The organism is Gemmatimonadota bacterium (genome assembly GCA_016712265.1).
Taxonomy (GTDB): domain Bacteria; phylum Gemmatimonadota; class Gemmatimonadetes; order Gemmatimonadales; family Gemmatimonadaceae; genus RBC101.
Genome location: JADJRJ010000031.1, coordinates 857,882 through 881,708 on the forward strand (window position 1 = coordinate 857,882; position 23,827 = coordinate 881,708).

Annotated in this window: 18 protein-coding genes; 6 read left to right on the top strand and 12 right to left on the bottom strand. The window is 69.2% G+C overall.

Annotated elements, in window-relative coordinates:
• Nucleotides 1–480: 480 nt before the first annotated feature.
• Nucleotides 481–810: a PadR family transcriptional regulator gene (locus tag IPK85_24535; protein MBK8250536.1), complete on the bottom strand. Its 330-nt coding sequence runs from the start codon at nt 808–810 to the stop codon at nt 481–483.
• A gap of 297 nt (nt 811–1,107) precedes the next feature.
• On the opposite strand from IPK85_24535, the gene IPK85_24540 reads away from it, so the two are divergent.
• A complete protein-coding gene (locus IPK85_24540; protein ID MBK8250537.1) occupies nt 1,108–1,626 on the top strand; it encodes a hypothetical protein in 519 nt (172 codons plus the stop codon).
• Here the strand turns inward: IPK85_24540 and IPK85_24545 are convergent, their stop codons facing one another.
• Nucleotides 1,627–2,466 carry a methylated-DNA--[protein]-cysteine S-methyltransferase gene (locus IPK85_24545; GenBank protein MBK8250538.1) on the bottom strand — a complete coding sequence of 280 codons (840 nt, stop codon included), beginning with the start codon at nt 2,464–2,466 and terminating at the stop codon, nt 1,627–1,629.
• A gap of 114 nt (nt 2,467–2,580) precedes the next feature.
• Complete coding sequence (locus tag IPK85_24550; GenBank protein ID MBK8250539.1) at nt 2,581–2,979, bottom strand: hypothetical protein; 399 nt, start codon at nt 2,977–2,979, stop codon at nt 2,581–2,583.
• A gap of 191 nt (nt 2,980–3,170) precedes the next feature.
• On the opposite strand from IPK85_24550, the gene IPK85_24555 reads away from it, so the two are divergent.
• Entirely contained in the window at nt 3,171–3,545 is a 375-nt protein-coding gene (locus IPK85_24555; protein MBK8250540.1) for a BlaI/MecI/CopY family transcriptional regulator, read from the top strand.
• Nucleotides 3,542–5,620: a hypothetical protein gene (locus IPK85_24560; protein ID MBK8250541.1), complete on the top strand. Its 2,079-nt coding sequence runs from the start codon at nt 3,542–3,544 to the stop codon at nt 5,618–5,620. Before IPK85_24555 ends, IPK85_24560 begins: the two co-directional genes overlap by 4 nt.
• A gap of 21 nt (nt 5,621–5,641) precedes the next feature.
• On the opposite strand, the gene IPK85_24565 is transcribed toward IPK85_24560, so the two are convergent.
• Genes IPK85_24565 through IPK85_24595 form a run of 7 tightly spaced genes read right to left on the bottom strand, consistent with a single transcriptional unit; the run spans nt 5,642 to nt 16,118 of the window.
• Nucleotides 5,642–7,552 carry an NAD+ synthase gene (locus tag IPK85_24565; GenBank protein MBK8250542.1) on the bottom strand — a complete coding sequence of 637 codons (1,911 nt, stop codon included), beginning with the start codon at nt 7,550–7,552 and terminating at the stop codon, nt 5,642–5,644.
• A gap of 41 nt (nt 7,553–7,593) precedes the next feature.
• The gene (locus IPK85_24570; GenBank protein ID MBK8250543.1) at nt 7,594–8,559 is read right to left on the bottom strand and encodes a hypothetical protein; all 966 of its coding nucleotides are present in this window, start codon (nt 8,557–8,559) and stop codon (nt 7,594–7,596) included.
• Nucleotides 8,559–10,790, bottom strand: coding sequence for a phosphotransferase (locus IPK85_24575; protein ID MBK8250544.1), 2,232 nt, complete (start codon nt 10,788–10,790; stop codon nt 8,559–8,561). The genes IPK85_24570 and IPK85_24575 overlap by 1 nt, the downstream gene beginning before the upstream one ends.
• The gene (locus IPK85_24580; GenBank protein MBK8250545.1) at nt 10,780–12,597 is read right to left on the bottom strand and encodes an ABC transporter ATP-binding protein; all 1,818 of its coding nucleotides are present in this window, start codon (nt 12,595–12,597) and stop codon (nt 10,780–10,782) included. Before IPK85_24580 ends, IPK85_24575 begins: the two co-directional genes overlap by 11 nt.
• Nucleotides 12,594–13,778: a glycosyltransferase family 4 protein gene (locus IPK85_24585; protein ID MBK8250546.1), complete on the bottom strand. Its 1,185-nt coding sequence runs from the start codon at nt 13,776–13,778 to the stop codon at nt 12,594–12,596. Before IPK85_24585 ends, IPK85_24580 begins: the two co-directional genes overlap by 4 nt.
• The gene (locus IPK85_24590; GenBank protein ID MBK8250547.1) at nt 13,778–15,010 is read right to left on the bottom strand and encodes a glycosyltransferase; all 1,233 of its coding nucleotides are present in this window, start codon (nt 15,008–15,010) and stop codon (nt 13,778–13,780) included. Before IPK85_24590 ends, IPK85_24585 begins: the two co-directional genes overlap by 1 nt.
• The gene (locus IPK85_24595) at nt 15,000–16,118 is read right to left on the bottom strand and encodes a glycosyltransferase (GenBank protein MBK8250548.1); all 1,119 of its coding nucleotides are present in this window, start codon (nt 16,116–16,118) and stop codon (nt 15,000–15,002) included. Before IPK85_24595 ends, IPK85_24590 begins: the two co-directional genes overlap by 11 nt.
• Before the next feature lie 220 nt (nt 16,119–16,338).
• On the opposite strand from IPK85_24595, the gene IPK85_24600 reads away from it, so the two are divergent.
• On the top strand, nt 16,339–18,399 hold the full coding sequence (locus IPK85_24600) for a PBP1A family penicillin-binding protein (GenBank protein MBK8250549.1): 2,061 nt from the start codon (nt 16,339–16,341) through the stop codon (nt 18,397–18,399).
• A 30-nt stretch (nt 18,400–18,429) separates the two neighbouring features.
• On the opposite strand, the gene IPK85_24605 is transcribed toward IPK85_24600, so the two are convergent.
• Complete coding sequence (locus IPK85_24605; protein ID MBK8250550.1) at nt 18,430–19,518, bottom strand: metallophosphoesterase; 1,089 nt, start codon at nt 19,516–19,518, stop codon at nt 18,430–18,432.
• Between the two features lie 86 nt (nt 19,519–19,604).
• Between IPK85_24605 and IPK85_24610 the strand changes: the two genes are divergently transcribed.
• Nucleotides 19,605–20,117, top strand: a complete 513-nt coding sequence (locus IPK85_24610) for a GNAT family N-acetyltransferase (protein MBK8250551.1) — start codon at nt 19,605–19,607, stop codon at nt 20,115–20,117.
• Between the two features lie 69 nt (nt 20,118–20,186).
• Nucleotides 20,187–21,383, top strand: coding sequence for an amidohydrolase family protein (locus IPK85_24615; GenBank protein MBK8250552.1), 1,197 nt, complete (start codon nt 20,187–20,189; stop codon nt 21,381–21,383).
• A gap of 16 nt (nt 21,384–21,399) precedes the next feature.
• Here the strand turns inward: IPK85_24615 and IPK85_24620 are convergent, their stop codons facing one another.
• Nucleotides 21,400–23,799 (bottom strand): protein kinase, encoded by a 2,400-nt coding sequence (locus IPK85_24620; GenBank protein MBK8250553.1) that lies wholly within the window; start codon nt 23,797–23,799, stop codon nt 21,400–21,402.
• Nucleotides 23,800–23,827: the final 28 nt, after the last annotated feature.

A 23,827-nucleotide genomic window follows, 5' to 3' on the forward strand; every position in this document is an offset into this window, starting at 1 on the left:
CGAGGTCCATGGCGGACATGCCCGCTTCCAGGGTCCCCGCGCTCGCGTTCGCGGACCACACGCGATAGAGCTGGCCCGGATCCGGGTAGGTCAGGGGGCGGAGCACGATCGAGTGCACGAGGGAGAAGATGGCCGTGGTGGCCCCGATGCCTAACGCCAGCGTCAGGAGCGTGGTCGCGGTGAAGGCAGGGGCGCGCCGAAGCCCGCGCCAGGCGTAGCTGACGTCCTGGCGGATGGCGCCCCAGCGATCCCGACGGGCGCCCGCGGCGAGTGTCGCGCGATCCAGCCGCGTGGCATAACGCCGTGCCTCGGCGACGTCGCCGAAATCGTCGAGGGCCTTCGATCGTGCGGCCTCCGGTGAGAGCCCCTGTGCCACGAGATCGTCAGTCCGGGCGTCCAGGTGGAACTGCAGCTCGGCCTCAACGTCGCGCGCCACGTCCTGCGGCCCGCGCACGGGAAGGTTGATCCAGCGGCGCCAGTTCATGCGGGCTCCAGGACGGCGAAGACCGCCGCCGCGTAGCGTCGCCAGTCGGCTTCGGATCGACGCAGCATCGCGCGACCGGCAGCTGTGAGTTTGTAGTAGCGCGCCCGGCGGTTGTTCTCGCTGACCCCCCACGTCGCCTCCAGTGCGCCCGCGTGCTCCAGCCGATGCAGCGCCTTATAGAGGGGCGCGTCCTCGATATCGAGGGTTCCCCCGGTGCGATCCCGGATCCAGCGAGCGACGGCGTAACTGTGCATGGGCTCCCATGCCAGGGTACGCAGGATGAGGACGTCGAGTGTCCCCTGCAGCAGGCTCATCGTCTCCGGCATCGTATTCCCCCTTACCAAGTACAGGGAAGCTGTCAGTTGGCATGCGCACCGTCAAGCTGTCTGCGCTCGGGTATAACGACATCCGTGGGATCAACTGGCGAGGTCAATGCGCGTTAGGCGACACGCGGCCGCTGGTCGGTACGCCGCCGACCGGTACGATGGTCCTGGGACGTCGCCCCTTGCGCAGGCATGGCGCTTCGGGGACTCGCGCCGTCGAACCGGCGGTTCGTCACGAACCGCCACCGGAACGCGAGGGGGCGCGCCATACTCTTCACCTCCACCACCACGATCACGTCCATGCGCGGCTTCCGTTCGATCCTCCTCCTGGCCCTGGCCCTCACGACCCAGCGCGCCCTGGCGCAGGGCACAGGGCAGCCTCCCTCCTGGGAGCAGGCCACGTTCCGCCAATGGAAAGCGCTGCACGACAAGATCCTCGTCATGGCAAGAGACTCGCAGCTTCCCGACGCACGACTGGAAACGCGCCCACACCCGGACGCACGCACCCTCATGGATGAGTTGCGCCACGTGACGATCGGGCTCGAAATGTCGACCGCCGAATTGCTCGGGCAGCCGTTCGACTATGCCGCGCGCGAGAAGGCGGACGAGGCCAAACCCCGGACCCGGGCCCTGATGATCCGGGAGATGGAGGCCGCGATCGCCGCCTCGTATCCAGCGGTGGAGAAGGGCGCGTCCTCCCGACTCGTGATGTGGGTGGAACACCAGGCCGAACACTACGGCAAGCTGGTGTCCGGCTATCGACTGGCCGGCATCGTCCCGCCAACGAGTCGTCCGCGCCGCATCACGCCGAATGGGTAACTATCCTGCTCGACGCCCCGCCTCCCAGGCGAGGATTGCCCGCTTGCGGGGGACCCCCCACCGGTAACCGCCGATCGCTCCATTCGCGCGGATCACGCGATGACACGGGATGAGAAAGGCGATCGGGTTTCGGCCCACCGCTGTGCCCACCGCGCGGACGGCCTTCGGGTTCCCCACGGCGCCGGCCACGTCCTCGTAGGCGGCGAAGCGTCCCGGCGGGATGCGCAGCAGGGCGGTCCAGACCTGCACCTGGAAGTTGGTCCCGCGGACCAGGAGGGCCAGCGGCCGGTGGGTCCGGCCGCCTAACGGGCCGAAGATCGCCGCGGCCGTTCGCGACGTCCGTCGCGGGGCCTCGGTGACCGCTGCGCCAGGCCAGCGCGCCTCCAGGTCGGCCCACGCCTCGTCACGGTCGCCATCAAAGAACGACAGCCCGCACACCCCTCGCGCCGTCGTGCCTAACAAGCACTCGCCAAACGGTGTCTCGTGAAAGCCGGCATCGATGCGCAAGCCGGCGCCGCCACTCCGGAATTCCCCCGGGGTCACCGCTTCCAGGGTGACAAAGAGGTCGTGCAGGCGCCCGGGGCTCGACAAGCCGGCTTCCCAGGTGCCGTCCATCACGCTGCGTGCGCCCTCGAGCGCCTCCTTGGCGTGATGGAGGGCCTGCACCTGCATGAAGCGCTTGGGGCTCACCCCGGCCCACCGCGTAAAGAGCCGCTGCAGGTGGAACTCGCTGAGCCCCACGTGCGACGCGAGTTCACCCAGCGGCGGTTGCGTGGGCGCGCGCGCCTCGAGAAACGCGAGGGCGCGACTGATACGGTCGAAATCCGTCGGGCGAGCCATGCGTGGATCCTAGGGCGGCGTCGCCACACGGCCAACCCGAAAGTTGCGCGATCGGCCAAACGAAACGGCCCCGCCAGGAGGCGAGGCCGTCGCTGACGTGGCGAGCGTCGCGCCCTATCCCTTCTTGACCATCGTCACCTGGGCCAACACCGCGCCACGCTCTTCGCACGGATCCTCGACCGGGGTCATGCGGAACCCCTTCTCGGTGAAGCTCACCTTGAATGTCGCGATCCCGGGGCAGGCCACCTGACCCTCCAGGTCCTCGACGGTCATGATATCGTCGGCCAGCGAGATCTTGCTCTTCACAAGGAGCTGTCCCTGGACGGTGGCGGTCATGAGCGCATCCGTGAACTCGATGATGACGCCGTTCGGGTCGAAATCGGCGCTGAAGTTCGCGTCCGGCACCATCTCGTAGAGGCCCGGGGTGACCTTCTTCTCCTGCGCGCCACCGTCGGCGGCAAACAGGGAGAACAGGAGAGCCGGGACAAGCAGGAGTCGCAACAAGGTCTTCATGTCCGTGGGTTGACGGGTGAGCTGGGGCCTCGCCGGCGCCCGTTCTCTTGGACCGCCGGGCTGCCCGGAGGGATTGAACCCCTGTGCGCCCTTCGCTCGACGGTGCAGCCAGGTTTCACCCAACTAAGTCTCTAGTTGACAGAAGTCGCGCCTTGGTGTAGCCTACCAACGAGTCCTTTAGTAGGAGTCACATGGCGTCGTTCACGGAACGGGAACTCGACTGTATGGCCGTGCTCTGGGAGCGCGGGCCATGCACCGTCAGCGAAGTGCGCGGAGCGCTCGCTGATCCGCTCGCGTATACCACCGTGTTGACCGTCCTGCGCACACTCGAGGCCAAGGGGCATGTCGGCCACGAGGTCGTCGGCAAGGCGCACCGATACCTCCCTTTGGTAGCGCGTGAAGCGGCGGGGAACCGCGCGCTGGGACGCATCGTGGACAAGATCTTCGGGGGATCGCGCGAATTGCTACTCGCGCACCTGGTGGACGCCGAAGGCGTCACGGATGACGAGGTGCGCCGCCTGCGTCGGGTGCTGAACGAACGGCTATCGGCGCGGGAGGCTCCATGACCCTGGCCTGGATGGCGTACGGGACGATCGTGAGCGCGGCGATTGGCATTGCGGCGTGGGGGATCGACGCCTGGTTGCGGACTGTCGGGCGTCCGACGCGATTCCTGTGGCTGGGCGCGATGGTCGGCATGGCTTTGGTCCTGGTGGGTGCGGCGATCCGGCCGCGCGCGGTGCCTGACATTTCTGTCGGCACAAGCGGGATCGTCCATTCCGTCGAGCGCACCGCGCGACCGGCCGTCTCGACGGCCTCGCTCGACCTGGCGGCATTGGGTTGGGGTGGCGCCTCGATGCTCGTACTGCTGGGCATCGTTGGAGGCATCGCCGCACTCGTGCGCGCACGGCGGCGGGGCGTGCGCACAACCTGGCTGGGGACGCCGGTGATTGAGACCGACGGGGTGGGACCTGGGGCGGCGCCCTGGGGAGATCCCGCGATTTTCGTCCCACGGTCCCTCAAGGCCCTGCCGGAGCCGTCGGCGCGGTTGCTCCTCGACCACGAACGGGAACACGTGGCCGCTGGGGATGCGCGACTCCTGCTGGCGGCAGCGGGGCTGCTCGTCCTCCTCCCCTGGAACCTTCCGTTGTGGTGGTGCTTCCGACGCCTGCGCACGGCGATCGAGTGCGACTGCGACGCCCGGGTGCTCCGCAACGGGGTGTCGTTAGGCGACTATGCGTCACTCCTCCTGGATCTGGCGGCGCCACGGCTTCGTCCCCTGCCTGCGTTGCTCTCCTTCGCGACCTCCCGCTCTCAACTCCACACCCGGATCGATGCCATGACCACCCGCCCAACTCTCTCCCGGACGCGACGCATCGCCATGACGGCGCTGGTGGCGTCGGCCGCTCTCGCCGCGTGCGAAACGCGCATGCCGGCCCCCGTGGCGCCGGTCGCTGACTACGTCGTCAAGGAGGGCAAGGCGTCCCCCGTCACGATCACGGGGGAGAATCGCGACTCGGTTCGCGCGTCGCTGGTCGAGGGGGTCGAGCTGAGTCTCAGTGCGGCGGATACCTCGATGGACCCCGTCCTGGTGGTCCGTGATGCGACGGGCGCGGTGGTCTACTCGGGCCGAGTGACGGGAGCGCGGGACTCGACCATGGCAGGGATTGCGCCGGACGCCATTGAGTCGGTCGAGGTGATCAAGGGGAAGGCCGCCCTCCCGGAGGGGGCGCGCGGTGGGATGATCGTGATGCGCCTCAAGCCGGGGGCCGCATGGCAGGGGCTGTCGTCACGCGCGCCATCGTCGCTGCTCGAGCGTCCCGTCGCGCCGGCCACCGCAAGCGGCGTACGGGTGCGGGTGCGCGGGGACACGGCGGTCACTCTCCTGGAACGGCCCGTGGCTGCGTCTGGAGACACCGCTGCTGCTGCTGCCGGTGGTACGGTGCGGATCCGTGCACGGTCGCGCGACGGGGCACCGACCGTTGAGCTGCTCACCTCACGTCGCGCGGACTCGTCGGGGACGCGCGTGACCGGACCGGGCATCGAGCCCATGGTCAGTGTGATCGACGCCGAAGGGCGCGAGGTGGTCAGTGCGCGCGGCATGGGGCGTGAGGTGGACGGGCAATCGACGATCGGTGGCTATCGCATCGCCGTATCCGACATCGCCCGCGTCGAGGTGTTCAAGGGCGCGTCGGCTCCAGAGGGGGGCCTCATCCAGGTCCACCTGAAGGTGGGGGCGAAGCCCCGTCAAGCCGTAGGGGTGGCGCGGGGCCAGGAGGCGGCCGTCGTGGCGCGTCGACCGCCGCGTTCGCGACGGCTCAGGGGGCGCGCCAGAACCCCCGGTCCACGACCGACACTTCCAGCGCCAACTCCGTCGCACTGGCGTCGTCGCGCACGATGTCGATGCGCGCCGTGTCCACTTCTGAGCCGTCCGCGGCGTGGAGGGAGAGCGCCAGGGTGTTGCGCGCACGACGATACCGCATCTCGCGTTCGAGGGCATCCGGCGCGTGGGGATCAACGGGCCGGAGGAGGAAAATGGGCTCCACGAGCTCGAAGCCGAGTCCGGGACGGAATGGCCCGCGCGCGAGTCGGGTGGCGGCGTCGCGCACGTCGAAGTCGCACCAGCCGATCACGATGTCCTTGAGCTTGAGCGTGTAGCTCACGGTCAGTAGTCCACGGGGCGCAGGTACGATTCGCCAATGGCCGATTGGCTCAGCATCGCCACGGCCGGCAACCGCCGCTTCCAGTGCGTGCCATCCAAGCGGCGTCTCACCAGCTCAACGTCCTCGGGGGCGAAGCCCAGCGCTGGGAGGTCCGCTGCCGCATACCCGCTCGTCAGGGCATTGAGGATGACGTCGGCCCGAGCGTAGCTGATGCCGAAGTCTCCTTCATCCGTCTGGCCGGAGACGAGGTCGGCGGAGGCTGGCTTGTCGACAATGGCATCCGGGACGCCGAGGTGGCGGGCGAGGGCCCACACCTGGGTCTTGAAGAGGTCGCCTAACGGGTTGACCGGGGGAGAGTCGTCCGCATGCCAGGTGAAGTACCCCAGCAGGCGCTCACTCTTGTTTCCGGTGCCTAACGGGATACCCCCGCAGGCGGCCGACTGGTCGAACAGGGCAATCATGCGCGTCCGGGCCATCACGTTGCCGGCCCGCGCGGGGGAGACCCCGGGCGCGAGGGCGAGGTAACCATCGACGGCCGACGAGATGTCGAGCGTGGTCGAAGGGATCCCGAGCTGGTCGATGACCAGCTGCGCATGCGCGAGGGAGTCGGGACTCGACGTACGATACGGCAAACGCACGGCGAGGACGTTGGCCGGCCCTAGGGCGCGCGCGGCCAGCGTGGCGGTGACGGCGGAGTCCACACCGCCGGAGAGGCCGACCACGACCCGCTGCATACCGCGCCGGCTGAGCTCATCGGCCAGGAAGCGCACGAGCCACCGTTCGACGAGCGCGGCATCGATCTCGAGGGTAGGGATCGACGGTGTGTGCGCTGGGGATGCGATGATACGGACGGGGACAAAATGATTGCGGTCGTTCGAAACGTCGGTCGTATCTTGAAGTCGGGGGGGGGGGGCCCCAACGGATGGGGCGGCGCTCGCGCGAGCCACCGGGGCTTCGTCATAGGCCGCTCCTTCCCCAACCTCGGCCCCCTCCGCGCCGCGGCCAGCCGTCGCCCGACCCTCCGCCAACTCCAAGCTCTTTCGCAAATGCGGAAGCGCCGTCCGGAGGTCGGCCAATAGGGGGGTGTCTGCCCGCGCCCTCCCGATATCCCCGAGCCCGAGTGTCGTCACCACCACGGCTTCCTCCCACGACGGCGCGCGCGCTCGCACGTCCCCGTGGGGACCGAACACGCATGACGCCCCGGCAAATACCTTCCCGCCTTCACTGCCCACGAGATTGGATAATGAGACGAACACCCCGTGCTCCTCAGCCATCTCGCGGATCAACCGCTCCCATCGCGAGACGCTGGCCGGGCCCGGTGTTTCATCCTGACGCGGATGTGCACCACGCGCGGGTGTTGCCGCCGAGACGAAGATCAGCTCCGCGTCGCCCAGGGCCGCGATCGTGGCCGAGAGCGAGTGCCAGGCGTCCTCGCAGATCAGCATGGCGGCGCGCCCCCACGGCGTGTCGAAGGAGCGCACCTCATGCCCACGCTCGACGAAACGCTCCTCGTCGAACAAGCCGTACGTCGGCAGGAACGCCTTACGGTGCACGTGCAGCACCCGCGGCGCACCGTCACCGATGCGTACGTAGGCCGCGCTGTTGTGGAGGGTCTCACGCCACCGTTCGTAGAATCCAACGACCACGTCGATCGGACGGGTGCCATGCGGCGCCGCCGCCCGTACCGCGGCGTCGAGGTCCCGCGCGAGCTGGCCCGCCGTCACGGCCACCTCCCGCACCCCGCCCTCCACGAAGTAGCCGGACAGGACCGTCTCCGGGAAATGCACCACCTGCGGACGCGGGGTCGCGCCGTCCAACTCGGCGATCACTTGGCCGAGTCGACGCATGTTGCCGGGGTAATCCCCCTTTCGGGGGTGCAGTTGCGCGGTGGCCAGGACGAGGGTGCGGGACATGAGCGAAAGCTGGCGTCCCCCACCCTCACCAGCAACCGGACCTACCAGCGATGCCGGAGTCCCATGAGCAGGACGTGCTGGTCGATGTTTCGCGTGGGATCGTTCGAGCGACGCCATTCCGGTTCGTAACTGAGCTCCAGCTGCACCGGTCCCATCTGCCAGCTGAACGCCGCGCCCGGCTGCAAGCGGTGGTCGCGTCGGAGGACGTCCTCGTCCTCGATCTCGACCAGTCGGTTCGAGTACGCCTGTAACCGGTACTGCATTTCGACTTCGAGTGTCGCCCCGCGCCACAGTGGCGTGGTGTAGGTCGAGTTCCAGGTGGTCCGGCGATAGTCGAACCGGGTGACGTGAGCCTGGTTGCGCTCGACGCGGAACTCGCTTTCCCACGAGGCACCATCCGGAAGGCGGTGCCGAAATTCCGCCGCCGCGTATTGGTTGATCGCATCCTGGTCCGGGCTCTCTGGATACCGCCGCCAGCGATGCGACGCCGTGAAGCGGACCCGTCGGGCATCGCCGAGCTTGAACTCGGTGCGCGGTTGCAGTGTGACCTGGTCGCTCACGTCGCGATCCTCGAACGATCCCTTGAGCGATCCCTCGGAGACCATCTCGAGGGTCCACCAGCGCGTCAGCCGGCCCCCCACCGTCAGGCGTCCGCGCTGGGAGACCCGGTTGAACCGGTTGGTGGCGGTGTAGCGGTGGAAGGCGGCGTCGTACTCGGCCACCAACCAGGGTCGCACGGGACCGCTCACGAGTTGGGCCCCAAGGCCGGAGATCACCCCGACCGACGCCACGCGCAGGGTATCCCGGTTGACGTTGTCATCCAGTCGTGAGAGGACGAAGGATTGCAGCTGCAGGTGACGGAACCCGGGCACGTCCATGCGGGACGAGGTCCGGGCCTGACCGCTGTCGGCGGCGACGGTTGCCGTTGCCGGACGAGCGGCAATGACCCGATCCTGTGCACCGCACACGGCGGCGAGACCAAACGCCAAAAAGACGACCGATTTCATCAGGCGACCTCCAGGGCCAACAGCGCCGGTGGGGTGACGCTCGCGCCGCGCGTACGCGCGGGGAGCCAGTGCAGTAGCCGCTCCAGGAACTCCGGCACACTCGGGCGGCGACTGTCATGGTGCAGGGCGATCTCGAGCAGCCGGGCAAGCGCGAGTCCCGTCCAGCGCGCCACCGCGTCGCGTTCGTCGTCGGCGGCATCCCGGGTGTAGTCATCTAGCAACGACTGAATCACCGCCGCGGCCTCGGGCCCGGGATACGCCCCGCGCCACGCTCCCTCGATCAGGTGCGCAGCGAAGTTCCCCACGTCGATCGCCGGGTCACCGCGGGCGGCGCAATCGAGGTCCAGGATCCAGGTGCGCTCGCCATCGAACAGCAGCTGGTCATGGTAGAAGTCGCGGTGGACGAGGGCGACACGCGAGCGGGTGCGCAGCGGGGTCGCCAGGGGCACCAGCCGGTGCCAGAGTCGCGCGACTCCGGCGGCCAACGCGGGGCGCGCGGCGGCGAGGGTGGTGAGTCGTCCTTCCAACATGCCGAGTTCGTCGTCAATTGTCCAACGACGCGCAACATGAACGGGCGCGCCATGCAGCACCTCGAGGGCACGCGCGATGCGCCGGCCGGCGACGGCCGGCCGGCACCCGTTGGCGAGGGCCGCATGGAGCGGGACGCCACTTACCCAGCGGTGCACCACAGTGTGGTGCGGCTCGAGGACACCGAGCAGGGCGGGTACCGAAACCCCATGTGATGATCCGCTATGGAGCCCGGCATCCCACAAGGACTGCTGGAGGGCGGCGGTGCGATGATCGGTGCCCCGGGAGCGCGCCTTCGCCAGCCATCGCTCTTCTGGCGCACCAGGGGTTGCGCGCACCAGGAATGACAGCAACGTGCGTCGCCCCGCCTTGTGCCGCTCGACCTGAACGCGCGTCACCTCGGCGGTGGGATACCCCGGCACCCCGGCCCGTACGGCGGCGGTTGCATGCCGGCAATCCAGCAACGGGGCCGCTACATCCACGACGCATGGGTGCGGCAGGGGCGTGAGCGGCGCATGACGCCGGGCGAGCAGGAATCGCACATGCTCGACCAAGGTGCGCGTCTCGCCAGCCCAATCCGGGGCGCGGTGCCGGAACGGATGATGCACAAATCCCAGCAGGTGTTCCGCCACGGAGAGGTCCAGCGATCCGCGACGGCGTCCATACCCGTCCAGGAACGCATCCTCGATCACGCGGGCCTGCGCGGCGGTGATTGTGCCACGCGCGACGTCGCGTTCGATGTGGGCCACGAACACCGCAAGGTCATCGGTCGCGTCGCCCATCGCCGCTTCATCGAAGTCCAGACAGGCGAGGCCACGCCCGGTATCGACGAGCTGCTTCACGTAGAAGTCGCCATGGGTCGGCACCGTGGGGCCGGCCGGCGGCCGCCGGCGTTCGATCTCTGCGAGCGCACTCTGGGCCGTAGCGTGAACGTCTGGCAAGATCATCGTGAGGGCGGCCACGGAGTCGCGCAGTCGCTGGTGTCGTTCCCTGGGGTCGCGGACCCCGAGGGTGAGGGCGCCTGCCGCGTGCAGGGCGGCGAGTAAGCGACCTGCCTCTTCGCCATACCCTGGCGACAGGCTGGTGTGGGTGAGGGTCGTGCCGGCAATCCAGTCGTAGGAGAGGACGCCACGCCGCGTCGATCGTCCGCGCAGGTTGGGGGTGGCGAACGGCAGTCCCCGGAAGGCGCGCGCCGTCTCCTCCGCCTGGCGCGCGGCGCCCGCCGCATGGCACTTGATGAGGGCGACCGGCGCACCGGCCACCGCGACCCGATACACGGCGCGTCGCTCCGGCTTCCACGCGAGCAGCTCCACGCCGCACGCGCTGGGGGACGGTAGCCTGAGGCGGCGGTGCGCACGATCTCGCGACGCGTCGTCCAGCAGCCAGCGCGACCCTCGCACCCTCGCATCATCGGGAAACGCCGTCACGGTGATCGCACGGGTGGCGTCAGCCACAGGGTAGGCTGCCATCGCGGGGTCGGCCGGCCGCCACGCCTTCACGAGGTACCGCGAGCCGCCGACCACGACCCCTGCCAGGCAGCTCTGCCCGGGTTTGTACTTCACATACGCCACCACCGGATCACCGAGTGCCGTCGGGGCCACCCGTCGCCACCAGTCGCTGTCCCGGGTTGGGGTGAGCACGTCGGCCAGCCCCGGGAGGGCACCATCCCGGTCGGCGAGGTCGTGATCGGCGCTATCCGGCATGGGACACCGGCAGCGGTACGACAGCCCCACTCATCCGCGCCGACTGATCGCGATACCAATTCGCGAACGCACCTCCGCGGCGCAGCAGGTCGGCCGGCGTGCCATCCTCCACGAGGCGGCCCGCCCCAAGCACCAGCACCCGGTCCGCGCGCGCCGCGAGGTGCAAGGCATGGGTCACGAGGAAGGTGGTGCGACCCCGGGCCAGTCGCAGGAGCGCTTCGCACACGTCCCGCTCGTTCTCTTCATCGAGGCCGACCGTGGGTTCGTCGAGCACCAGGACCGGCGGGTCGCGTAACACCGCGCGCGCGATCGACAAACGTTGCCGCTGCCCGTTCGACACGGTTGCGCCGCGTTCGCCGAGCACCGTGTCCAGTCCCTGCGGGAGGGCGGCGACAAACCCCGCCGCGTTGGCGAGGCGGAGGGCGGCCAGCACCTGGGCCTCACTGCGCCCCGTCGTGCCTAACGTCAGATTGTCGCGGACGGTGCCTGCAAAGAGCACGGTGTCCTGGAGCACGACCCCGACCTGGCTGCGCCAGGAGGTCAGGGTCAGCATATCGACGTCGTGATCGTCCACGACGATCCGGCCACGGCTCGGCGCGTACAGCCGCAACAGCAGGTGGACCAACGTCGACTTGCCGGCCCCCGAGGCTCCAACAATCGCGACCAGCTCACCGGGGCGGATGTGCGCCGTCACCCCGGCCAGCACGGGCGCGTCGGCGTGGTAGGCGAAGTGCAGGTCGTCCAACCGGATCTCGCCGCGCAGCGGTGGTGCGGTGATGGCCTGTGGGGGATCCACGACGCCAGGCGTGCGGTCGAGCACGTCCAGCACGCGCTCCGCCGCCGCCGAGGCCTTGCCGAGTCGGCTCGTGTACTTGGCAAACGACTGCAGCGGCTTGAACGCCGTCTTCAGGTACGCGGCGAACACCAGCAGGTCACCTGCGGTCATCTGCTGGCGTAGGACAAGGCGCGTCCCGTACCAGAGCAGGAGGGCCGTGCTCAGGGCGATCGCCACATCGACGCTGCGCTCGAGCCCCGCGGAGAGGCGCTTGGCCTTCACCCCCTGCGAGGCGGTGCGTTGGTTCTCCCGGCTGAAGCTCTCGCCGATGACCTCCGTGAGCGATAGGGCCTGCACCGTGCGAATCGCGCTGAGGGATTCGCTCGCGGTCGCCGCCATGGCCCCTTCCCGGCGTCGCTGAACACGCGCCGCGTCACGAATGCGCCGATGCGTCCCGCGCCATCGCAGGAGGAACAGGGGCATGGGGAGCAGCGCGACCAGGGTGAGGACCGGCTGCTGCCAGGCCATCAACGACACCATGCCGATGAGGATGCCGGCATCCGCGAGCAGCGGCAGGGCGGCCGTCAGCGTCACGTCCTGCAACATGCCGACGTCGCTCGTCAGGCGAACGGTCAGGTCGCCGGCGCGCGATGTCTGGTGGTAGGTCAGCGGCAGGAGCTGGAGTCGGTGGAACAGCGCGCCACGCAGTCGCGTCAGCACGCGATTCGCCGCCAGCGCGAGGGCAATCGTCTCCACGTACGCCGCGCCCGCGCGGAGTCCAACGATGGTCAGCAGGGCGGCGCCGCACACGGCGGCGAGGGCCGACGGCGTGAGCGCTATCGGGAGCCAGTCCGGACGGGCCGCCGATCCGAGCACATGGTCGATGAGCACTTTGACCGGCCACGGTTCCGCCACGCGCAGGGCTACTTCCGCGAGCAGTGCCACCACGGCCAGCGCGATGGGGCGGCGTTCACGGGCGAGGTCGGGACCTACGTGGCGTGCGAGGCGACGCCAGGAAGAGGCGCCGCTCATATGGCCACCAGCTGCTGAGGTCCGCGGGTGACCGGTCTCCGCACGGCGGCGGCCTGCGCCCGGGTGAGGATCCGGTCCACGACTGCGTCCCAGGAGCGTTCGGCCAGGACCTCCGCGCGCGCCACATTCGCCATGGTGGCGGCCTGCGCCGGCGCGGCGTGGATGGCCAGGCACGCGAGCGCCATCGCGCGCGCACTGCCGGGCGGTACCAGCCATCCCGTCTCTCGATGACGGATGAGGCTGCGCAGTTGCCCGACCTCACTGGCGACGACCGGGACTCCTGCGGCCTGACACTCGACCACCTTGAGTGGGGAGAAGTAGAACGGCCCGCGTGCGGGATATGGGGCCAGCGCCACGTGCATGCGGGCGAGCTCGGCTCCCACGTGTTCTGCCGGGACGGCTCCGGTGAACGTCACGGCCTCCGCAACGCCACGCCACACCAGCCGCGCAGTGAGCGTCTCCCGTCCGGGGCCGTCGCCAACGATCAAGAGCCGAGCCTCGGGGACCCGGCGCTTGACCAGCGCAAAGGTATCGGCCAGCTGGTCCAGGCCGTGCCAGGGCTTGAGCGTCCCGATGAACCCGACGGTGAATGGGGCGCCGGCTGCCGGGCGTTGCGCCGTAAAGCGCGCGGGGTCCACGCCGTTCGGTTCCACGACCACCGGCCCGGTCGTGCAGGGATTGGCCTTGGCCCACGCGGCCACTTCCTCCGACACGGCGATGACCTGGCTGGCCGCCGCGAGCGATCGGGCGACGGCCCGATCTGCTGTCGCGCGATCCGCCAGCCCGCGGTGTGTCACCGCCTCGTCCACGAGGGGGGCGTTCACTTCCAGGCATCCCGGGACGCCCAGGTGGCGCGCCTGCTCCATGGCCCCAAAACTCCACAGCGACAATCGTTCGTACACCAGGTCGACGGGGCCCACCTGGGTCAGGGCCGCTGCAATCGCGTGGTTGTGTGCGGTCACGGCCGTGGGATCCGGGGCGTCGCCCCCCAGGCGCGGGAGCATCGTGACGCCGAGGTCGGCCGCCCACGCGGGGGGAACGTCACCCGTCCGCGCAGCCAGGACGACCACGTCGTGCCCCGCCCGTCGCATGGCGCGCAGGACGCCCTGCACGTGGATCGACGCGCCCTTCGACCCGTAGATCGGGATGCCGGCGTCGGCGCAGACATAGGCGATCCGCATCAGGAGGCCCTCGCCAAGTGTCGCGCGGGCCGCCCGGCCGCGAAGACGTCCCGCAGCGCGGCCGCATTGGTGACGACGTCGAACGACTGCTCCATGAGCGCCCGCGCGCCCGTGGAAAGCCGCAGCCGAAGGGACGGGGTCACGAGCAGCTGGGTCAGCGCGACGGCCAGGGCGTCGGCGTCTCGCTCCGGGACCAACAGTCCCGTCTCTCCGTGGCGCACGACTTCGGGGATCCCCACCACGTCGGTCGCCACCACGGGCGTGCCTAACGCCATCGCCTCCAGCAACACCGTCGGGAGTCCGTCGCGGTCCCCGTCCTGAGCGACACGGCAGGGGGCGGCGAACACCGCCGCCTGCCCAACCATCGCGATGACCTCGGCTTGCGGCCGTGGGCCGGCAAAATGCACGGTATCGCCCAGGCCTCGCGCCTCAACCAGCGCCCGCAAGGTGGATTCGAGCGGTCCGCCCCCAACCAGCGTGCACCGGTGGTCCACGCCGCGCGCGCGCAGCACGGCACAGGCCTCGATGAGGTCGGGCAGCCCCTTCTTCTCTACGAACCGGCCCACGAAGATGATGTGCGGCGGCCCGCCAGGCGCTGGCGCCTGCCACGCGAAGCGCGCGAGGTCGATGCCGTTGTAGAGGCGGCGGACGGAGCGCGCGTCCAGCCCCACGTCGCTCGTCAGGTACTCGACGTTGTGGTCACTCACCGTCACGACGTGCGCGGCATCGCCCAGCACGCGCCGCAGCCCCACTGCGGTCACGCTCTCGTGGAAGATGTCCTTGGCGTGGGCGGTGACGGTGTAGGGTATGCCAGACCATCCCGCGGCGAGGCGCGCTACCTCGGCGGCGACCGTGGCGAAGTGGGCATGCAGGTTGGTGATTCCCCGGCGGCGCACCTCCCGTGCCAACAGCGCTCCCTGGTAGACCGCGCGTGCCTCGCTCCCGCGCGCGAGTTCGAGGCGGGACCAGAGTCCGGGGACGTCGGCACCCGCCTGCTGGATGGCGCCCCAGAGATCGGCAGCGCGCAGGCCGTCTGCGGTGAGGTAGGTGACCGGCGCGCGGACGCGGGCGATCGCATCCTGGAAGTGAGTATCGTTCGGCGGGTACAATGCGAACACCTCGAGATCCAGTCCCGCGGCCTCGTGGGCGAGGATCTCGTTCACGATGAAGGTCTCCGAGAAGCGAGGGTATCGCTTCACGACGTAGCCGATACGTGGCGACTCAGCTCGCATGGCGCACCTCGGCCGTGCCCGCGGGGACGAGTGCGTGCAGCAGGGCGCCGATCGCCGGCCCCTCGTGGAGGCGTACGGGACGCCGTGGCGGCCGCACGGGCGGCGTGCAGACCCAGGATCGCAGCGCGTCTGGGGTCAGCGCGTCCGGATGAAGCATCTCCAGCAGGCCGCGCTCGGCGAGGCGCGACGCCCGGATCAGCTGCTCCGTGCGGGGGACCACGCGCGGCACGACGAGGGCCCGGACGCCGTGCGAGAGCACATCGCACACCGTGTTGTACCCACCCATGGTGATCACCGCGCGCGCGTCCCGCATCAGTGCCGCCGGGTCGTCGACAAACTCCAGGATGCGTTTGTCCGGAGCCAGCGCGGCCAGGCGTTCGACCTCGGTGCGCGCCACCACAGACATCATCGGGCCCGTGACGAGCAGGGGTTGCCACGGCGCGGGGAAGTCGGCTTGCAGGAAGGCGCGGGCCAGCGGCAATCCGTCCTGCCCGCCGCCCAGCAGGCAAACCACGTCGTGGGACGCGCCCTCCGGCGTGGTCGCGCGCGATGGGGTACGCCGGCGCTGGTCGAGGTACCCGGTGTAATGCATCCGGCGCCGGACGTCCGCCGGCAGGTCGTATTCCAGGGCGACATCGAGTACCGACTCATCCCCGTACACCCATACCGCATCGTAGTACTGGCGAATCGTCGCCACGTTGCCGGCCCGGTTCCACTCCGCGCGCACGTGCGTGGGATCGTCGAGTATGTCGCGCAACCCAAGCACACAGCGCGTGCGTCCGTCGCGCCGCAGCATGCGCAGCGTCGGCTCCAATTCGCCCAGCGCGCCACGTGGGACGTTGTCGACGATGAACACATCGGGCGCGAAGGTCTCGATGGCGCCCTGGATGATGGCGCTTCGCAAGGCAATGATCTCGTCCAGGGCCACGTTGAGCGTCCGCGCGTGGTATTGCGACGTGGCGTCCTTGTAGAGCGCCGGCAGACTCAACAGGTCAACGCCCCGTGGCAACGAGAAGCGGGCGATCTCCCGTGTCCCGGTGATCAGGAGCGTCGAGGGGTGCGGGGCCATGGTCGCCAGCTCGCCTGCGAGAAGCAGGTTGCGACGCATGTGGCCCAATCCCATGGTATCATGGGAGTAGAACGCGACGCGGGGAACGCGGACGGAGCTGGCGGACATCGGCGACGGGTTGAGGTCTGCCGTTCCTCCAAGGCAAGCGCGGGACCGAAGGGCGCGGGCGCGGGTATATCGTCCATCTGGTTGCTGTACAACGACTTATGCGATCTTGCCGAACCTTCGCCGTTTCCGGATCGTGACACGACCTGATACAATGACCGTCATTTCGTTACAGTCCGGGCGTCGGCTGCACACGTTAGGCGCGCGGTGCCGGGGCCTCGCCCTCGCGGCCTGCACGGCGGTGGGCGGTTCTCTCGGTGCCCAGCAGGCCGTGACCCAGGTCACAAACGAACCGTGGCGGATCGTCCCTCCCGCGCAGTCGTCGCTGGTCCTTGCGCGTGATGGGGCCTACATCGGGGAAGTTGGCGCCGAGTGGCGCACGGTGGTTTCCCTCAAGGCGCTGCCGAAGTACGTCCCACAGGCATTCATCGCCGTCGAGGACCAGCGCTTCTACCAGCATGACGGGGTCGACCTGGTCGGCGTCGCGGCCGCGATCAAGGATGCCGCGCGTGGTCGCCCGCGGGGCGCCAGCACCATCACGCAGCTGCTTGTCGGCAACATGCATCCCGACATCATCGACCGCAGGGACCGGTCGATCAGCCGCAAGCTGCGCGAACAGCAGGCGGCCCGGGAAATGGAGCGTCACTACACCAAGGACCAGATCCTCGAAGCCTTCCTCAACCAGTTGCACTTCGGGCGGCGGTACTACGGAATCGAGAGCGCGGCGCGACACTACTTCGGAAAGCCCGCGGCCCGGCTGACGTTGGCCGAAGCCGCGTCGCTCGCCGCGATGCCCAAGGGGCCGGCCATCTATGATCCCGTGCGCCGACCGGATCGTAATCGGGAGCGACGGAACACCGTGCTCGCGCTCATGGCGCAGCAGGGCTACATCACCCGCGCCGAAGCGACGCGGGCGCAGGCGGAACCGCTGGTGACGGTGACCGACGAGGGCTTCGCCGCGCAGGCTCCGTGGTACGTGGATGTCGTGCGCGTACAGGCCGCACGACTGTATCCCCCGGTATCCAGTGGCCCACACCGCATCTATACCACGCTGGATCCCTTCCTGCAGCGTGCGGCGGTGGAGGCGCTTGCCGAAGGGGTCACCGCGGTCGAGCAGCGCCCGGGGTATGCGTTGCCAAAGGCCTCGACCGGGGGCAGGGACTCCACACGAATCCTGCAGGGCCTCGTGGTGGCCATGGATCCGTTCACCGGGGATGTCCGCGCCCTGGTGGGTGGACGAGACTACGCGACCTCCCCGTTCAATCGCGCTGTGAACGGAATGCGGCAGCCCGGCTCGGCCTTCAAGCCCTTTGTGTACGCCACGGCCGTCGCGGAGAGCCTGGCGGCCAACACCATGGTGGGTGACACGGCCATCGCCATCCCCCTCTCGAACCGGACGGTGTACCGGCCGAAGAACTCCGACGGCGAGTTCCTCGGCGTAGTGACGATGCGCGAGGCACTGACGCGGTCGCGCAACCCGGTGGCGGTTACCCTGGCGCAGCAGGTGGGGATGGATTCCGTCATCGCGACAGCACGCGCGTTAGGCATCACGTCGCCGATTGCCCCCTATCCATCCAGCGCGATCGGCGCCTCGGTGGTGCAGCCCCTCGACCTGGTCGCCGCGTACGCCACCTTCGCCAACCTTGGCGCACGCGTGGAGGCCCGCTTCATCACGCGCATCGAGGACGCGCAAGGCAAGGTCGTGTGGCAGAACCGGCTGCAAACACCAGTGCCAGCGCTGGATCCCCGGGTGGCGTTTATCGTGCGCGATATGCTGCGTGATGCGGTGGATCGTGGCACGGCCACGAGTGTCCGCCGGTACCTGCCCGCCTCGCTCCCGGTCGCAGGGAAGACCGGGACGACCGACGACAACACCGACGTCTGGTTTGTGGGGATGACGCCGGATCTCGTGGCGGGCGTCTGGCTCGGCACGGACAAGCCGACGAGTATCGCCCCCGGTGCTGCGGGCGGCACGTTGGCCGCACCGATCTTCGGACGGATGCTCCAACTGGCGGGAACGACCCGCGCGGCCTTGCCATGGACCCCACCCCCGGGATTGGTGATCGCCGAGCTGGATCGTGCCACCGGTCAGCTGGCCACCGCGGCGACTCCCCCCGAACGGCGCTACACGGAGTACTTCCTCGATGGCACCGAGCCTCCCGTCCTCCGGATGGACCTCTGGCGCCTGGTACGCGGTGGCGCCCCGGCGTTCTGAGAGCCTAACCCCTGGGCGGCATGCCCCCCATCAGCGTGGGACCCGCACGGCGTTCATCTGGTCGATCACCGCCTGCAGCCGCGAGGGCGGAGGATCAAGCGCCGCCGCCGCCTTGAGGTAGGCCAGCGGGTCCCCGCCTAACGGGAGGTCGAGAACCGTGCCCCGGTGGAGGGCGAACGCCTTGCCGCCCTCGATGATCAGGGCGGCCGGCGGCCCCTGGTATGCGGCCGCGAGGCCCACGTCGATCAGGACGACCTTGCCGTCAAACCTGGGAAAGATGGCCCCCGGGGAAACCGAGTGCCCGATGGCGATATGGCGCACGTTGAGGTGTGCGAGGACCTGCTCGACATGCGCCGCCAGCGAGTCCTCGGCTCCCGTGGCAAGCCCGCGGTACCAGAGCGGACCCTCGGGATCCTCCGCCATGTTCCCGTCCGGGGGAGGCTGCGTCGGGTCCAGTGCACGGCGCACGCCATCGTTCAGGGCCGCAAGGGTGTGGTCCACGTACTTCGGTCCGATCCCCCCGTGCAGGAACAGCCAGTCGTTGATTCGCACCACGGCCGGGTTGCCGCGGATCCAGCTCGCGTATTTCCCGTTTGCCTCAAAGGCCATGCGGTGCTCGACCCAGCCCAGGGGGTGGGCCGCCAACCATTCCGCTCGATACGCGGCATCCTTCCGGCGGGTCGAGTCCGATAGCACCTCAAAGGCGCGCTGCTGCAGGGACTTCGCATTGTTGGAGCGGAAGGCGGCGTACTCCCCGGGATGGACGTACCGGAGGTCACCGAGCACGTTCATGACCTCGTGGTTCCCGATGAGCGCATGGACCCTGCCGCCGGCGCGCTCCGCCTCGGGGGCCAGTGCCATCAACAGGTCCATCACCTTTCGCGAATCGGGCCCGCGATCGGGGACGTCCCCGGTCTGCACCAGGTGCGTCCGCCCCCCGATCCACCGCGCCTTGTCGTCGAGAACCCGCGCCTGGCGCAGCAGCGAAACAAACCGTTCGTAGTCACCGTGGACATCCCCCACGGCGACAATGCGATCGACCCCCGCAAACGTGTCCTGGGCGACGAGGGAACTCCCGAGCAGGAAGCCAAGGGAGGAAGCGAGGAGGCAAGGTCGCATGGAGGCGATGCGGCGGAGGATGTCGCCAAGTTACGTTTGCGGTGGCGTCCGGTGAGAGGGTACCACGATTGTCGTCCCACGTTCCCATGTCGGCGGAATTCGACTTCGTCCCGGTCACCGCGGCGGACCTCCCACTCCTCCTGCGGTGGATCTCGCAACCGCACGTGGCCGAGTGGTGGGATTGTGAGCCGACTCTCGAGGAGGTGCGTGAGGACTTCCTGCCCGAGCCCCCGGATCCCGGGGATTGTCGCTATGTCGTGCGCCATCACGGCCAGCCGATCGGCTACATCCAGTCCTATATCGCGGTCGACACGGGAGGCGGGTGGTGGACGGGGTTCACTGATCCGACGGTGCGTGGAATCGACCAGTTTATCGGGGAACCGGACCTGGTGAATCGTGGTCTGGGTACGGCGATGGTTCGCGCCTTCTGCAAGCGGCTCTTCTCCGATCCGACGGTCACGGCCATCCAGCTCGACCCCGATCCGACGAACGCCCGGGCCATTCGCTGCTACGAGAAGGCGGGATTTCTGCCGATTGGCCTCGTCGAGACGCCTGACGGCACCGCGTACCTCATGCGCCTGCCGCGCCCCCCCGCCTGAAGGACCTGCTCCCGTTACCACCGGTGGGCACCGGAGTACAGATTTCCCCCACTCTCACCGACGTCTCCGATGCGCTGCTCCCGATTCGCTGTCTGGCTCTTTTCCTTCGCCCCGCTCGCCGTTGTCGCGCAGGGAGGGAGGGGGAATGCCGGGACCCAGATCAAGCCCGGTGAGCAGTGCCCGCCGGGGATGACGGAAGTTCGTCCCCGCAACTGCCAGGCGCCGACGATGCCCGCGCCCAGCATCGTGGACTACCGGCCTCGCAACACGCTCAAGGTGCCCGAACACACGGTGCCAAAGGCGAAATTTCCGGCCATTGACTACCACGGGCACCCCACGAGTCAGCTCAACTCCGCGGAAGGCCTGGAACAGCTGCGCGCGGACCTTGATGCGATCAACGTCCGGGTCATGGTCGCGGCGAACAACACGTCTGGCGAGAACCTCAAGCGACAAGTCGAGCTGATCAAGGCGTCGCCCGGCATGAAGGACCGCGTGCGCATCCTCACCGGGATCAACTTCCAGGCGGTGGGGCCCGGGTGGGCCGCGAAGGCGATTGCCCAACTCGAGGCGGATGCGGCTGCCGGTGCCGTCGGGGTGGGCGAGATCGGGAAGGGGTTGGGCCTGTCCACCAAGAAGGCGGATGGCACACGGCTGAAGATCGATGATCCGGATCTGGATCCCGTCTGGCAGGCGGCCGCGCGGCTCAAGCTCCCGGTGTTCATCCACACCGCCGATCCGCAGGAATTTTGGCAAACGATTGACAACAACAACGAACGCTGGCTGGAATTGGCGCTGTTCCCCGGGCGGCGCTACGGGGATGACTTTCCCAGCTTCGAGATGCTGATGCAGGAGCGGGACAACATGCTCCGCCGAAACCCGAAGACCACCTTTGTCATCGCCCACCTCGGGTGGCATGCCAATGACCTCGGGCGCCTGGGCAAGATGTTCGACGAGATGCCGAACCTGCACGCCGAGGTGGGGGCGGTCCTGTACGACATTGGGCGTCAGCCACGGGCGGCGCACGACTTCTTCGTGAAGTACCAGGACCGCATCCTGTTCGGCAAGGACTCGTTTCAGCCGGAGGAATACCCGTACTACTGGCGCGTCTTCGAGACCCGAGACGACTACTTCGACTACTATCGCGACTACCACGCCTTCTGGAAGCTCTACGGGATCGACTTGCCGGACGCGGTCCTGAAGAAGGTGTACTTTGGCAATGCGCTGCGCATCACCGCCGGGATCCCGCAGTCGGGGTGGCCGCGTTAGGCATGCGCGGCTGAGCTCACCGAGTCGCGGCCACCCCGGCGGCCGCAAGTAATGCTGGCCACCGCGGGTGGCCGGTGAGTTCCCTGAACAGCGGGCTCTGCACCGGCTCACTCGCAAAGAACCCGTCGCGTTGCGCCAGCGCGGACTCCAGCGCCGCCATGGCACCGTCCCGGTCGCCGAGGGCCACCAGGATCTTGGCGATCGCGGGCTGGACCCCCGGGGCGTTCGGCGTGCGTCGCAGCTCGCCCAGCAGGGTGCGCGCGATGGCGCCCTCCCCGGAGCGGGCGTGCGCCTGCCCGAGGGTGCCAATGACCGCGAGCACCCCCGGCGCAAGGCGGCGGGCCTCGCTCAACTCCTCGATCGCTTCGCGGTGGCGACCGGCCCAGCTCAACACCGTGCCCAGCATAAAGCGCGGAACGGCTTGCGAGGGATGCGCATCGACGACCCGGCGGCCGAGCTGGACGCCCGCGTCCACGTCTCCGCCTAACGCGGCGGCAACCGCTTCGAGCGCCGCAGGGATCGGAGACGATGGGTCCAGGCGCGATGCCGCGGCGAACGTGCGGCGTGCCGCGTCCGGACGCCCCGTGAGCAGGTAGTTCTCGGCGAGCCACTGCAGGGCCGTCACGTCCGAGGAATCCATCGCCACCGCGCGCTCGAGCGAGCGGCGGCCATCCGCCCATCGCCACGCGGCGTTGTGCAGGTAGCCCTGCGCCGCGTGCGCCGGGGCGAGGGTGCTGTCGAGCGACAACGCCCGCTCCGCCGCAGCCTGCGCACGGGCCAGCAGCTCGGTGCCCCCTCCGGTGTACAGGGGAAGCACGGCGAGTGCCTGCGCGAGCTCGGCATGAGCTGGGGCAAAGGACGGGTCGCGGGCGATCGTCCGCTCAAATCGTGTGATGGCCTCCTGGATGGTGGCCGGGCTGCGCCGGGCGAGGAGGAAGTGTCCCCGCAGGTACTCGTCGTAGGCGACGGCGTCGCGCGATGCGACGGCACCGCGTGGCGCGTCCCGTACGACATCGGCGCGGACGACGGCGGCGACACTGGACGCGATCTCGCCCTGCAGGGCGTACAGCTCGTGCCCGGGTCGATCATAGGTCTCGGACCAGGTCGTGGCGCCGGTGACCGGGTCGGCGAGCTGCGCCGTGACGCGCACGCGGTCACCTCGTCGCTGCACGCTTCCCTCCAGGACCAGTGTCACGCCCGCACCCTGTGCCGCGTCCGCTGGCGTCGCGGAGGCGGCGATGGCGCGCGTCGCCAGGCGTGAGGCCACGCGGATCCCTGGCACTCGTCCGAGGGCGCCGAGCACCTCATCGGCGATGCCCTGGGCGAGGTAGGCGTCACTGGTGTCCGCTGAGGCCAGGTCGAGCGGGAGGACGGCGATCATCGGCGTCGCGGCCGGGGCGGCCTCTCGTCGGGAGACAAACCACCAGGTGCCCGCAGCGGCCAGGGCCGCGACGCCGAGGCCCGCCAGCGGGCGCCAGCGGGGGCGCGGGCGTGTGGGCGCCGCCATGGCGGCCAGGGACGGAACCGCTCCGCTGACCACGGCCGGGTCGTCGAGCAGGCGCAGAAAGGCGTCCGCCCCAGCCGGTCGTTGTGCCGGGTCCTTGGCAAGGCACTGCTGCACAATCGAGACCAGGGCCGTGGGCGTTCCAGGACGCGCGACCTCCAGACGCTCAGGCGCCTGGGTGAGGTGGGCAGACATCACCTCCTGCAGCGATCCACCGGCAAAGGGCACGCGCCCGGTCAACATCTCGAATGCGGTGATCCCCAGCGCGTACAGGTCCACCTGTTGTGAGGCGGACGGGTCCGCGACCACCTGTTCTGGTGCCATGTACGCCGGGGTGCCTAACGACATCCCGACGCGAGTCAACGTGCGCCCGGCAGGCGCTCCCGTCGGGCTTCCCGCATCCGCGACCGCCTTGGCCACGCCAAAGTCGACGACAACGGCCGCTCCACCAGTCAGGAGGATGTTGTCCGGCTTGATGTCGCGGTGGATGATCCCGCGCGCATGCGCATAGGCCAGGGCACGGCCCACATCGCGGAGCACGGCGACCGCCTCGGGGATGAGCATCGGGCCTCGCGTGACTCGGGCCCGCAGCGATTCCCCCTCGACGTATGGCATCACGAACCACGGCAAGCCCCCCGCATCCCCCGCCGCGATCACCGGCACGATGTTGGGATGTTGCAGCCCGGCTGCGAGGAGGATCTCGCGCCGGAACCGATCCACGGAGAGGCCTTCCGCCAACGCCTCCGGGAGGACCTTGATGACGACACGCCGATCCAGGGCGCGTTCGCGCGCGAGGAAGACGCGGGACATCCCGCCGCCGCCCAGCTCCCGCTCAAAGTGATACGTGCTCCCCAGTGCGTCGTAGAGTCGCTCGACCAAGGGATCCAGTACCGGCTGCGGGGAGTCGACCATGCAGGGAGTCTAGGGGTCTTGTCTCCTC